The sequence below is a fragment of the Nostoc sp. CCY0012 genome (genome assembly GCF_963920855.1).
GTDB lineage: Bacteria > Cyanobacteriota > Cyanobacteriia > Cyanobacteriales > Nostocaceae > Cyanocohniella.
In genome coordinates this window covers 1-13,075 of record NZ_CAWUDM010000138.1, presented here as the reverse complement: position 1 = coordinate 13,075, position 13,075 = coordinate 1, and the positions used below count along the sequence as shown (strand labels likewise).

11 protein-coding genes are annotated in these 13,075 nt (G+C 42.3%); 7 read left to right on the top strand and 4 right to left on the bottom strand.

Features of this window, described 5'->3' with window-relative positions; genetic code table 11:
* The first annotated feature begins 61 nt into the window (after positions 1 to 61).
* Positions 62 to 1,570 (top strand): cryptochrome/photolyase family protein, encoded by a 1,509-nt coding sequence (locus ACM0OS_RS25725; protein WP_414546018.1) that lies wholly within the window; start codon positions 62 to 64, stop codon positions 1,568 to 1,570.
* 18 nt (positions 1,571 to 1,588) lie between these two features.
* Here ACM0OS_RS25725 and ACM0OS_RS25720 read toward each other — a convergent pair whose 3' ends face one another.
* Positions 1,589 to 2,026, bottom strand: coding sequence for a hypothetical protein (locus tag ACM0OS_RS25720; RefSeq protein WP_414546017.1), 438 nt, complete (start codon positions 2,024 to 2,026; stop codon positions 1,589 to 1,591).
* Between the two features lie 34 nt (positions 2,027 to 2,060).
* Positions 2,061 to 3,869 (bottom strand): ABC transporter ATP-binding protein, encoded by a 1,809-nt coding sequence (locus tag ACM0OS_RS25715; protein WP_414546016.1) that lies wholly within the window; start codon positions 3,867 to 3,869, stop codon positions 2,061 to 2,063.
* Between the two features lie 102 nt (positions 3,870 to 3,971).
* Here ACM0OS_RS25715 and ACM0OS_RS25710 point away from each other — a divergent pair, with 102 nt between their 5' ends.
* The 4 genes from ACM0OS_RS25710 to ACM0OS_RS25695 all read left to right on the top strand — a co-directional run bounded on the left by ACM0OS_RS25710 (position 3,972) and on the right by ACM0OS_RS25695 (position 8,025).
* Positions 3,972 to 4,820, top strand: coding sequence for a prohibitin family protein (locus ACM0OS_RS25710; protein WP_414546015.1), 849 nt, complete (start codon positions 3,972 to 3,974; stop codon positions 4,818 to 4,820).
* Between the two features lie 80 nt (positions 4,821 to 4,900).
* A complete protein-coding gene (locus ACM0OS_RS25705) occupies positions 4,901 to 5,317 on the top strand; it encodes a DUF1824 family protein (protein ID WP_414546014.1) in 417 nt (138 codons plus the stop codon).
* A 299-nt stretch (positions 5,318 to 5,616) separates the two neighbouring features.
* A complete protein-coding gene (locus tag ACM0OS_RS25700) occupies positions 5,617 to 7,548 on the top strand; it encodes an ATP-binding cassette domain-containing protein (protein WP_414546013.1) in 1,932 nt (643 codons plus the stop codon).
* Positions 7,549 to 7,566: 18 nt separating this feature from the next.
* On the top strand, positions 7,567 to 8,025 hold the full coding sequence (locus ACM0OS_RS25695) for a peroxiredoxin (RefSeq protein WP_414546012.1): 459 nt from the start codon (positions 7,567 to 7,569) through the stop codon (positions 8,023 to 8,025).
* Between the two features lie 94 nt (positions 8,026 to 8,119).
* On the opposite strand, the gene hpf is transcribed toward ACM0OS_RS25695, so the two are convergent.
* Positions 8,120 to 8,770, bottom strand: a complete 651-nt coding sequence (gene hpf / locus ACM0OS_RS25690; protein ID WP_414546011.1) for a ribosome hibernation-promoting factor, HPF/YfiA family — start codon at positions 8,768 to 8,770, stop codon at positions 8,120 to 8,122.
* Between the two features lie 402 nt (positions 8,771 to 9,172).
* Here hpf and lipB point away from each other — a divergent pair, with 402 nt between their 5' ends.
* Positions 9,173 to 9,850, top strand: coding sequence for a lipoyl(octanoyl) transferase LipB (gene lipB / locus ACM0OS_RS25685; protein WP_414546010.1), 678 nt, complete (start codon positions 9,173 to 9,175; stop codon positions 9,848 to 9,850).
* 94 nt (positions 9,851 to 9,944) lie between these two features.
* On the opposite strand, the gene ACM0OS_RS25680 is transcribed toward lipB, so the two are convergent.
* Positions 9,945 to 10,643: a hypothetical protein gene (locus tag ACM0OS_RS25680; RefSeq protein ID WP_414546009.1), complete on the bottom strand. Its 699-nt coding sequence runs from the start codon at positions 10,641 to 10,643 to the stop codon at positions 9,945 to 9,947.
* Between the two features lie 292 nt (positions 10,644 to 10,935).
* Between ACM0OS_RS25680 and dnaX the strand changes: the two genes are divergently transcribed.
* Positions 10,936 to 13,075: DNA polymerase III subunit gamma/tau (dnaX, locus tag ACM0OS_RS25675; RefSeq protein WP_414546008.1), on the top strand; the 2,140-nt coding region annotated here is incomplete at its 3' end.

Sequence of the window (13,075 nt, the reverse complement as noted above, 5' to 3'; positions counted from 1 at the left end):
CCAAGGAGAGGGGTTGGGGGTGAGGTTCTGTATTTTATTAAATCCACATTCCTAATGACTTATGAATATTGGTATTTGGATATTAGGTGACCAGCTTTGGGAACAACAAGCTGCATTACAAAGTTGTTCTCATCAAGAGAATGTACCTGTAATTTTTATTGAATCACTACAACATATCCAAGTACGTCCTTATCACCAGCAAAAATTAGTTTTAGTATGGTCAGCAATGCGACATTTTGCTGAAGAATTACTTCATCAAGCATATGCTGTTACCTACAAAATAGCCGATGATTTCATCACACCCTTGCAAGAATGGATTCAAGACAATCACATTACAGAATTGCGGGTGATGATACCAAATGACCGACCATTCACCCAATTTATTCAAAGTTTAGATTTGTCTTGTAAAATTACCCTAGTTCCTAACAATCATTTTTTGTGGAGTACAGAAGAATTTAATCATTGGGCCAAAAATCGTAAGCGCCTATTAATGGAAGATTTCTATCGAGAAGGTAGACGGCGTTTTCAGATTTTGATGGAGAAAAATCAACCAATTGGCGGTACTTGGAACTTAGATAAAGAAAATCGCCAACCACCCAAAGGTAATCTAAATACACCGCTTACACAGTGGTTTGAACCTGATGATATTACTCAGGATGTCATCACTCAAGTTAAATCACTTACTATTCCCACTTATGGAGATTTAGAACCGTTTCGTTGGGGAGTAAATCGCCTCCAAGCCTTACAAGTTTTACATTGGTTTATTCAACATAGATTATCTAATTTTGGCACTTACCAAGATGCCATGATAACAGGAGAAGAAACCATGTGGCACGCCTTAATTTCTCCTTACTTAAATCTGGGTTTACTCCAACCATTAGAAGTTATTCAAGCAGCCGAACAAGCTTATCAAAAGCAGCAAGTTCCATTAAATAGTGTAGAAGGTTTTATTCGTCAGGTTTTAGGTTGGCGTGAATATATGCGGGGAATTTATCATTTTGTAGATGCAGATTACCCTGATAAAAATTGGTTTGATTACACCCAACCATTACCAGAATTATTTTGGACTGGTGAAACTAAAATGAATTGTTTACACCAAATTCTTACTCAAGTGCAACGCACAGGATACGCTCATCATATCCAGCGATTAATGATACTCAGTAACTTTGCTCTCATTTCGGGAATTTCACCCCAAGAAGTAGAAAATTGGTTTCACGCTGCATTTATTGATGCTTATGATTGGGTGATGCAAACAAATGTTATTGGTATGGGTTTATTCGCAGATGGGGGAATCTTAGCATCAAAACCTTATGCTGCATCTGCCAATTACATCAATAAGATGAGTGACTATTGTAAAAGTTGCGTTTATAACCACAAAGAACGAATTGGTGAAAATGCTTGTCCGTTTAATTTCTTTTATTGGAACTTTCTCGACAAACATCGCCATAAACTACAGACTCAAGGGCGCATGAGTTTTATTTTAAAAAACTTAGATAAAATGTCTGCTGAAGAAATACAGTCAATCCGTCAACAATCACAAAAATGGTGGGCTGATATCACTGTGTATTGAAAATTAATCACCTCAGCGTCACTCTGCGTTAAAAAAAACCACCCCACTCATCTTCTCCTCCAACAAATCCAACAACCCATCAACATCCTTCCCCACCTCCTCAAAACAAACAGGCGGCGGTGGTTCCGGTGCAAACTGAATCAACTTAATCTCACCCTTCCCAATCCCAATCATCACCACTTCCACTTCAGGTTGATGATTATCCACAATTCCCAAAATTTCCTGAAGCCGATTTTCCACCTTATCGTTTAAATTTTCTATCGCTGCTTGAGGACAATAAACAAAATGCGGCGTTGGCTGCAAATCAATCCCCACAGTACCCTGACTGTTACCATTTGCTAACCACAAACCCCAAAACAGCGCCGCCAAATCCCGCTGATTTTCCTTAACAAACTTATCCAACTGACGACGCCACTTGCTATCCCCAGTTTCCGGCTGACTACCACCAAACATCATAATCTCTCTGCGTCTTTGCGCCTTTGCGTGAGAATCATCTTAACCCACTTTGCACACGCCAGAGACTTGCATAAACCCCATCGTGATCCAACAACTCCTCATGAGTCCCCGACTCTATCAACTTTCCATATTCCATCACATAAATACAGTCAGCATTGCGAATAGTAGAAAGACGATGAGCGATCGCAATGGTAGTTCTATCTACTGTAATCCGTTCGAGCGATCGCTGGATAGCCGCTTCGGTTTCATTGTCCACCGCCGAGGTAGCCTCATCTAAAACCAAAATAGGCGGATCTTTGAGTACTGCACGAGCGATGGCAATTCTTTGGCGTTGTCCACCAGATAACTTTTGACCTCGTTCCCCGACAATTGTCTCATAACCTTGGGGCAGTTCCCTAATAAATTCATCTGCCTCAGCCACCTTAGCCGCCGTGATTATCTCTAACTCTGTAGCATCAAAGCTGCCATAAGCAATATTCTCGGCTACCGTACCATGAAATAAAAATACATCTTGACTCACCAAGCCAATACAGCGCCGCAAATCCCGCAAGTTTAAGTTCTGTAATTCAATGCCATCTAAGGTAATTTTTCCAGATTTAATTTCATATAACCGCAATAGCAGTTTCACTAAAGTACTTTTACCCGAACCAGTCGAACCGACAATAGCAATGGTTTTTCCTGCGGGCACTCGCAACGACAGATTTTCAATTACCGATAATCTATCTTGATAAGCAAAACTCACATGATGAAATTCCACCTCACCGCGCACCGTATCCACAGGTAAAGTGATATTTCCCGGATGAATCGCCAAAGGAGTATCCAACAAATCCATCACGCGATTAGTAGAAGCCATCGCCCGTTGATATAAATCAAAGGTATCGCCTAACCTAGTTAAAGGCCAAAGTAAACGCTGGACTAAAAAGATTAATACACTGTAAACACCTACAGACATTCTCCCAGCTACTGCTTCCATGCCACCAAACAGTAACAAGGCTGTAAAACTAATTAAAATCAACATCCGAATCAACGGAATAAAAGCAGCCGACAGGGCGATCGCTTTGGAGTTACTGTGTCTATAAGCTATACTTTCTATTTCTAAACGTCCGGCTTCATATTCCTCAGCCGTGAAACTCTTAATCGTAGTAATACCACTCAAATTATTGGACAAACGTCCATTAAGTAAACCTACCTTTTCCCGCACATCAGCGTAACGTGGTGCTAATAACTTCTGAAAAGCTACCGAACCCCAAAGAATAAATGGCATGGGCAAAATTGCCATCCAAGCTATACTAGGAGCCAACACAAAAAATGCCCCACCAATAATGACAACGGTTGTGGCCACTTGAATAATGTCATTTGCTCCCACATCCAAAAAACGCTCTAATTGGTTAACATCATCACTGAGGATAGACATTAAACCACCAGTGCTGCGTTCTTCAAAATAAGCTAATTCCAATTCTTGCAGGTGTTTATATGCATCCAGACGTAAATTATGCTGAATCTTCTGCCCTAAGTTGCGCCACAATAACTTATATCGATACTCAAAAAATGATTCTAGTATCCAAGTGACAACAGTGAGTAGAGACAGAATCAAAAATTGCCCCAAGATATCTTGAATCCCAAACTGGGCAATGATAGAATCCTGCTGCTGAACTACTACATCCACTGCAATCCCAATTAATGCCGGTGGTGCTAAGTCAAAAAGTTTATTCAAAACCGAACAACCAATTGCCAGCCAAATTTGCCGACGATACTCATTCCCGTAGTCAAGCAGTCGCTGAAGCGGATGCACTGAATGTCTACGCCTTGTCAAGGTTTGATGAGATTTAATTGCTCTAGCCACAGTGATTTACAGTTGCGTGAACTCGATGTTACCACAATAAGAGGCAGGGGACGTGTCACCATAGTACTGGAGTTGCCAAAAGATGCATAAGGAGATAGAACCTTGAAAAGTCAACAATTGGGGAATTGGCAAACCACAGTTTTCGGAATTGTGTTAGCACTTATTGTCCTCGTCGGACTAAATTCCTTTGTGATTCTCAACCCAGGACAAGCAGGAGTCATCAGCATCTTAGGTAAAGCTAGAGATGGTGCGCTACTAGAAGGTATTCACATTAAACCGCCTCTTGTTTCAGTCGTTGATGTGTATGATTTAACAGTACAAAAGTTTGAAGTCCCGGCGGAAAGTTCTACTAAGGACTTGCAAAATTTATCTGCAAGATTTGCCATTAACTTTCGCCTTGATCCCACAAGGGTAGTTGAGGTGAGAAGAAAACAGGGAACCCTAGCAAATATTGTCTCGAAAATCATCGCTCCTCAGACACAGGAAGCATTCAAAATTGCGGCGGCTAGAAGAACAGTAGAAGAAGCAATTACTAAAAGGAGTGAATTAAAAGAAGACTTTGATTTGGCTTTGAGCGATCGCTTGGCTAAATATGGGATAATTGTGCTAGATACTAGCGTAGTTGACTTAAATTTCTCCCCAGAGTTTGCCAGAGCTGTAGAAGAAAAACAAATAGCTGAACAGCGCGCACAAAGAGCCGTTTATATAGCGCGGGAAGCCGAACAACAAGCGCAAGCAGATGTTAATCGTGCCAAAGGTAGAGCAGAAGCTCAAAGACTATTAGCAGAGACTCTTAAAGCCCAAGGTGGGCAGTTAGTTCTCCAAAAAGAAGCAATTGAAGCTTGGAGAAATGGTGGCTCTCAAATGCCAAATGTCCTCGTTATGGGTGGCGAAGCTAAAGGCAGTGTGCCATTCATTTTCAATCTAGGGAATGTTCCCAATCAACCATAGCTTAGGTAAATAATGCAAATGGGGTGGGCTATACCCACCTCAAGCACACCAACAAAACTCAGAAGACAACAAACGAATCTATGTCAACTCCCAATCATCAGAATTTCACAATCTCCGAAGCCAAAAAAATCCTGAACAAATTCAATTGCTTAGATATCGCTCCCATTCTCAAACCATCGGAAAAAGCGTTAGTCTGCCGGGCTTTAGTGTTGGTAACGAGTATTTCTGATTACCAAATATTAGGAATTTGCGCTGATACCGCAGAAGAAGGAATAATGGCTATGAGAACTTATTCTCATGCTTTTGGTCACGAGGTTCCTAGTAATTTAGCCACGCCGGAAGGTCCAGTTTATATTAAATTAAATGGCAAAAATGGCTTATGTTATCTCGATTCCTATGCGGGACATCATCGGGGAGTTTTAATTTCTTGTCAATCATATAATGAAGGGGGAATAAACGAAATGTATGGACATCTACCCCTCGATTTATTTGCTTAACTTGGTTCTAGATTGCCTTGGATTTCTTCTCTCGATTAATCTCTTTTCTTTGTGTACTAGCGTCCTTTGCGGTTAGTTTATCTGAAAAATCTGAATACACAGCCGCTGAATAAAATATTAGGGGATTGTGACTTTCCCCAGAGGGTAAAAAAAATAAACCGCAAAGTACACAAAGGACACAAAGGGAAGAAAGTTAAAAAGAGTTTTTGTATCGGTTACGTATATTTTTGGCAAATTTGCAAACCTCCCTTGTCTGTTAGACTTAATGTTCTACAGAAACTAATTAATGACTAATTTTTATGAGTATTATTACATTACAATCAGTTAAAAAAGATTTTGGCATCAAGGAAATATTAAAAGATGCTAGCTTCAGCTTAGATGCTACTGACAAAGTTGGTTTAATTGGTACCAATGGTTCTGGTAAATCAACCTTATTAAAAATGATTGCTGGACTAGAACCAATTGATAGTGGGCAAATTACTTTTGCTTCTGGTTCAAAGATAATTTATTTACCCCAACAACCAGATTTAGATGAAAATCACACAGTTTTAGAACAGATTTTTGCTGATAGTGGCGGACACATGGCTTTGGTGCGTGAGTATGAAGAACTATCTGATAAACTGGCTCACTATCCAGAAGATAGTCAACTAATGTCGCGCCTTTCTGATGTAATGCAGCGCATGGAAGCTACTGGTGCTTGGGAACTAGAAACCAACGCTAAGATTATCTTGACTAAGTTAGGAATTTCTGACTTTGATGCTGTCATCGGTACCTTGTCGGGAGGCTATCGCAAACGCATCGCCTTAGCCACAGCTTTGCTATCAGAACCAGATGTGTTACTGATGGATGAGCCTACCAACCATCTGGATGCGCTTTCGGTGGAATGGCTACAAAGTTATTTAAATCGCTTTCGGGGCGCCCTGTTGCTGATAACCCACGATCGCTACTTTCTTGATAAGGTGACAAACCGGATTATAGAAATAGATCGGGGAGATATCTTTACCTACTCAGGTAATTATTCTTACTACCTCGAAAAGAAAGCTTTAGCTGAAGAATCGGCAATTAGTAGCCAGCGCAAACATCAAGGTGTATTACGCCGGGAATTGGAATGGTTAAGCCGGGGGCCAAAAGCCAGAAGTACCAAGCAAAAAGCTAGAATTGACCGCGTTCACGCTTTGCGAGAAACTGAGTTTAAACAAGTCCAGGGTAAAGTTGATATTTCTACAGTTGGTCGTCGCATTGGTAAAAAAGTTATTGAATTAAATAATGTATCTAAAGGCTACGATGGACGCACTTTAATTAATGATTTCACCTACGAATTTAGTCCAGAAGACCGTATTGGGATTATCGGCGGTAACGGCACCGGAAAATCTACTTTAATGGATATGATTACCGGACGTGTGCAGCCAGATTCCGGTAGTGTGGAAATCGGAACTACTATTCACATTGGCTATTTTGACCAGCATTCTGAAGAGTTACTTACAGCTTTAGATGAAAATCAGCGCGTGATTGACTACATCAAAGAAGAAGGCGAATTTGTCAAAATTTCTGATGGTACACAAATTTCTGCTTCCCAAATGTTGGAACGGTTTCTATTTCCCGGAAACCAGCAATACGCACCCATTCATAAGCTTTCTGGGGGCGAAAAACGGCGTTTATTTTTACTACGGATTCTCATTGGTGCGCCCAATGTTTTGATATTAGATGAACCAACCAATGATTTAGATGTACAGACGTTAGCAGTACTAGAAGATTATTTAGAAGATTTTTCTGGATGTGTGATTGCAGTATCTCACGATCGCTACTTCTTAGATCGCACCGTAGACACAATTTTTGCCTTGGAAGCAGGCGGTAATCTGCGACAATATCCAGGAAATTACTCAGTTTATCTAGATTACAAAAAAGCGGAAGAAGAGGCAGAAAAACAACAACAAGCTGCCAATACCCCGGAAAAACCACAAGCAGATATCAAAGCTGCACTTACAAATTCAGACACCGACAACAAAAAGCGCCGCCGATTATCAAACTGGGAAAAGCGCGAATTTGAGGAGTTAGAAGGGAAAATTGCCAAGTTGGAATCAGAGAAAGCCGAAACCGAAAAAGCCTTGGTAAATGTCAAGCCTGGGAATTACACCCAAGTCCAAAAACTCTACGATCAAGTAGAAACCCTGAAGCAAGCGATTGATATGGCAACCGAACGCTGGTTAGAATTAGCTGAGATGGACTCTTAACAAAATCGGTAAAATAATATGCCAGTTAAAGTAGGGGATACTGCTCCTGATTTCACTTTACCAGCCCAAAATAGTGCAACAGTAAGCCTCAGAGATTTTCGGGGTAAGCAAGCTGTTGTGTTATATTTTTATCCCAAAGATGACACACCGGGATGTACCGCCGAATCTTGTGCCTTTCGGGATCAATACGAAGTATTTAAAACTGCTGGTGCAGAAGTAATTGGTGTCAGTGGTGACTCTAGCGAATCTCACCAAAAATTTGCCGCCAAGCACAACTTACCCTTTACCCTGCTAAGTGACAAAGATAACCAGGTGCGGAAGCAATACGGTGCAACCACAGCTTTTGGTTTAATTCCTGGCCGCGTAACTTACGTGATTGATCAACAGGGCGTTGTGCAATACGTATTTGATTCCATGTTGAACTTTAAAGGTCATGTAGAAGAGGCGCTGAAGACCTTACAGCAGTTGGCGGTTTAGGGAATAGGGAATAGGGAAAATTTTGGTCATAGCCAAAAGTATTCCCCCCTGCACCCTGCACCCTGCCCCCCTGCTTCTTCTTTCCCTACTCCCCTCATTTATGCGAGTAGGAATCTTCCATCACAAAATGATTCGTGTGGGCTGCATGGCCATTCTTACCGTTGGTGTGTCCGTTATTGTGACGGGGTTGAATCACACCATAGCCGCCGTGGTTGCGTTCGTAAATCACATTAATCTCGCCAGTTTCTGAGTTGTGGAACATATAAAAGTCATGTCCCACTAGTTGTAGCTGTTCTAAGGCTTCGTCAACTGTCATCGGTGGCATGGAAAAATATTTTGTGCGGACGACCTCGTTAGGTAATTCAGGAGTGCGATCGCCTATTAAATCTGCTGCTACTGGTTCGGGAACTACTACTGTATTAGTTGGTAGGGCATGAGTTTTCTTATCTTGCCGTCTTTCTTTATATTTACGCAATTGACGAGCAATTTTATCTGCCACTAAATCAATGCTGGCGTATAAGTTTTCACTGCTTTCCTCGGCACGGATGACGCTACCATTTGCAAAAATAGTGACTTCAGCCGCTTGTCTAGGATTTATGCGAGGATTCCGGGCAACGCTAAGATGCACATCCACTTCATTTGTAATGTTCTGAAAGTGACTAACTGCTTTTTCAATCTTTTGATGTACGTATTCCCGAATCGCATCGGTGATTTCAATATTTTTGCCGTGGATGACAAGCTTCATGTAAACTCTCCCACTCAATATTTGAATTTGATGTGAATTTGTTTTGTATGAAAAGAAGTTGCGGTAATCTATCAATACCGCCAAAACAAATTGTGAACAATTGTAATGTACTGTTTGTGAGCTTTCTCTAAGTTGACAGTTTTATCTGGTTCGAGATGCAAACAATTTATTAGAGTCATCAGCCAGTGCATTCGTTTCTATTCGTTCTTATTTGTTGGCGTGATGCGTGTTGCAGCAATCCCTCCTAACACCGTTGAGGTTATATATTCAAACTAGCACTTTGTATTTTCTAATGCAGGTTCCCTTGATGTTCCTTTAAAATCCTTTGCATAGCTTGACATTTGTTGACTAAATTCCTGGAAGTTGAAATATATTTAGTCAATAACCCAGTTGATTTTTGGCATGATCCGTAGTATAAAAACACATCAGAGACGTTGTTTGTTATTTAACGCAGGATTGATGCCATATATAGATGCTCACCTATGGCAGCGATCGCTCTTGCAGGAACGCATTCATGAGCCTCATTTAGATGATGTATTAATCTTGCTAGAGCATCCGCCTGTCTACACCTTAGGACAAGGCAGTAACCCAGAATTTCTCAAGTTTGACCAAAAAAATAGTCAATTTGATGTCCACCGAGTTGAACGTGGTGGTGAAGTCACCTATCATTGCCCTGGTCAACTGGTAGGGTATCCGATATTAAATTTACGACATTATCGTCAAGACCTGCATTGGTACCTACGGCAATTAGAAGAAGTATTAATTCGGGTGTTAGCTATTTATGGGTTGTCAGGCGATCGCCTCCCCGGTTTTACTGGTGTGTGGTTAGAAGGGCGAAAAGTCGCCGCCATTGGCATTAAAGTTAGCCGTTGGATTACCATGCATGGTTTTGCCTTAAATGTTTGTCCCGATATGTCAGGCTTTGCACACATAATCCCCTGCGGCATTGCTGATAAACCTGTAGGCAGTTTAGCCCAATGGATTCCCGGTATTACCTGCCAAGAAGTACGTACTCATATAGCCCAGTGCTTTGTAGAAGTGTTCGGAGTGGAATTAGTCGAAGTGAACTACCCACACTGACCGAACAATTCGCAATTCGCAATAGAGCCTCCGGCACACTTCGTGAACGCAATTCGCAATTCGCAATAGAGCCTACGGGGAGAGGTTTTCCACATCAGGTTTGATCTGTGGTCGATTGATTGGGAGTATAGTATTGACTAACTAATTCCTGGATAATCAGTTGTGGATCATCTGTTTCGATTCCTAACTGTTGGCCAATTTGTTGGCGTAAGTTTTCATCCTGCTGCAACATGATAAACAACTCATCTAAGGTGACAGTTTGGGCTTCTGGCTCAGTCGGGAGGTTTTCATGTTGACTTACTTCTTGTTCTGCTGGGGCTTGTGAGACTGGGGCGCTAACTGGAGACGGTGAAGATGTTGTAACTGCATCAGGCCCGTCATATTCCCATATTGGTTCGCCTTGATTGCGGGACAACAGTTGCATCCCCAGATCATAGGCAACATCTCCCACTTCTCCAACACCTAAATCACCCAGTTGCACTAAGCGTGCTGCTAATTCATTGTTAGGTGACGGTGATGCTAACAGTCTTTCACCAAAACGCCGTAACCATCCTACCCATTGTTCAGTGGAGACACGATTCTCGATGCGTTGCAACCACTTTTGCGCCCACTCTTGACCCCGCATCTGATGCACGCCTTCAAGAAGTTGGTTGAAGAGAAATTCTAAATCCGTATCGCTTAGGGGTGGTGCTGGTTCTTTGGGCGAGTTCTCCGCTACCTTGGCGGGAGTGCGTTTACCTCCAAACAAGGTTTGAAAAAAGCTTTTGAACCACTGAAATAACCGCCTGAACATTTGCTGCACCATTGAGTATTGTTTACCTAAATTCGACAAGAATGCTCTCACTACACCGCGCCAGGGTTTAGAGGTGAGGAGAATGTCAACCGAAGATTATTGCGATCGCACTGTACCATGTGGCTACTTACATTCAAAAAAATGTATAGCCCGGAAATTTCTGCTTTTCTGTAGGGTACAACAACGTACAGTCTTAGTGGGGGACAAGGACGCGAATTGTTAAAATAGGTGAATCCCAAACTCATCTGGGTGCTACCCACCAACGCCCAAAGGCATTGAAGTCTATTTCTCCATGTCTTACGAACCCCTGCACCATAAGTATCGCCCAAAGAGTTTTGCTGAACTGGTGGGACAAGAAGCGATCGCTACCACCCTCACCAACGCGATCCGTACAGCTAAAATTGCTCCGGCTTATTTGTTTACTGGCCCCAGAGGTACGGGTAAAACTTCTAGCGCCCGTATTCTCGCTAAATCGCTCAATTGTCTCAAAAGTGACAAGCCAACGGCTGAACCCTGCGGCGTGTGTGATGTTTGTCAAGGCATCACTAAGGGCTATTCTCTCGATGTGATAGAAATTGATGCTGCCAGCAATACTGGTGTTGATAATATCCGTGAATTAATTGAAAAAGCCCAGTTTGCGCCTGTACAGTGTCGCTACAAAGTTTATGTAGTCGATGAATGTCTGACTGGAGATTCTCTGGTTTTAACTGATGAAGGACTCGTCAGAATTGATAATCCTAGTATCAAGGGTAAGAAAGTGATGAGTTACAACGACTCATCAGGCGAGTGGCAATTCAAACAAGTTGTGAGGTGGTTAGATCAAGGAGAACGTCAAACGCTGGTTATCAAGACGAATAACCGAGAAATTAGATGTACGGGTAATCATTTAATCAGGACAGATCAGGGATGGATAGCAGCAAAAGACGTAAAAGAAGGAGCGAAGATACTATCTCCTGTGAATGCGGGTGCGGTACCCTCATTTATAAATTTGGTGTCGATGGACGCATCCGGCGATTCGTTAGCGGACACCAGTTTAAAGGCAATACATCCGGGCAAAAATCTTATAACCTGGAATCTGTTCTTCAACAAGCTGAATTATTTAGACCTTTCTGTGCTTGCGGGTGTGGCGAAAAGCTTAATATCCCCACATTTTTACAAAAAAAAGGTAGGGGAATTGGCAGCATCCAGTCTCACTGGAAAAGACATCCATACAAAAAAGGACACGGAAATTGGGAACTCAGAACAGAAAAGTTCCTTGCCAATGCTGCGGTTTTACAACCAGATGCCCTTGGACTTATCTATGGAACGTTACTGGGAGACGGCTCCATCTCTTACCCTAATAAATACAGCCGATTCCCCAGATTGTGCTGGACACACGCAGAAAAGCAGCAAGAATGGTTGGAATACAAAGCCAAGCGCCTTCAAGAATTACGTCCACAACTGCGAATTGCCATTAACAAAGGATACGGAAACACCTCAGTTACCTGCAACACTGTTTGCCATCCCCATTCAATCCCCTCAATGGATTACAAGTTTGGAGACAGTCGAATCTGTTCACCTCGCTGGAGTTGAACGAGTTTATGACATTGAAGTGGCAGATAATCACAACTTTGTGGCAAATGGGCTTTTGGTGCATAATTGCCATATGCTCAGTACAGCGGCGTTTAATGCACTACTAAAGACCTTAGAGGAACCACCAAAGCATGTAGTTTTTGTCTTGGCAACAACCGACCCCCAGCGAGTATTACCCACAATTATTTCTCGTTGCCAAAGGTTTGATTTTAGACGCATTCAGTTAGAGGCGATGACCAAGCATTTAAGTGCGATCGCCTCCAAAGAAAACATTAATATTTCTCCTGATGCTGTCACCGTAGTCGCTCAAATGGCCCAGGGTGGATTACGGGATGCAGAAAGTCTCCTCGATCAATTAGCCTTGTCTGCGGGTGAAGTCACCCCAGAAAAAGTTTGGGATTTAGTGGGTTCAGTGAGTGAACGAGACTTACTAGCGCTATTAATGGCGATCGCCCAAGATCATCCAGAAACAGTTTTAGATTGTAGCCGTAACATTTTAGACCGTGGTCGAGAACCACTAATTATCCTGCAAAACTTCGCTGCTTTCTACCGTGATTTACTCATAGCCAAAACCGCACCCAACCGTTCAGATTTAGTTACTTGTACCCAACAAACTTGGACAGCACTAGTTGAGTTCGCCCAGAAATTCGACATCAGTACAATTCTGGTAGGACAACAACACCTACGCACAGCCGAAGTCCAAATCAAAAATACCACCCAACCGCGTTTGTGGTTAGAAGTGACCTTATTGGGTTTATTACCAAGTGCCAATATTCCGCAAGTAGCCACAGGCATTTCCCCAAGAATCAGCACACCGACAATCACACCCCCATCTCCCCAACACCCCCCAACCCCAGAAG

Excerpts from the sequence above, each read along its gene's own strand:
- ACM0OS_RS25725 (WP_414546018.1), top strand. The coding sequence starts at position 62 with ATGAATATTGGTATTTGGATATTAGGTGACCAGCTTTGGGAACAACAA.
- ACM0OS_RS25720 (WP_414546017.1), bottom strand. The coding sequence starts at position 2,026 with ATGATGTTTGGTGGTAGTCAGCCGGAAACTGGGGATAGCAAGTGGCGT.
- ACM0OS_RS25705 (WP_414546014.1), top strand. The coding sequence starts at position 4,901 with ATGTCAACTCCCAATCATCAGAATTTCACAATCTCCGAAGCCAAAAAA.
- ACM0OS_RS25700 (WP_414546013.1), top strand. The coding sequence starts at position 5,617 with ATGAGTATTATTACATTACAATCAGTTAAAAAAGATTTTGGCATCAAG.
- ACM0OS_RS25695 (WP_414546012.1), top strand. The coding sequence starts at position 7,567 with ATGCCAGTTAAAGTAGGGGATACTGCTCCTGATTTCACTTTACCAGCC.
- hpf (WP_414546011.1), bottom strand. The coding sequence starts at position 8,770 with ATGAAGCTTGTCATCCACGGCAAAAATATTGAAATCACCGATGCGATT.
- lipB (WP_414546010.1), top strand. The coding sequence starts at position 9,173 with ATGATCCGTAGTATAAAAACACATCAGAGACGTTGTTTGTTATTTAAC.
- ACM0OS_RS25680 (WP_414546009.1), bottom strand. The coding sequence starts at position 10,643 with ATGTTCAGGCGGTTATTTCAGTGGTTCAAAAGCTTTTTTCAAACCTTG.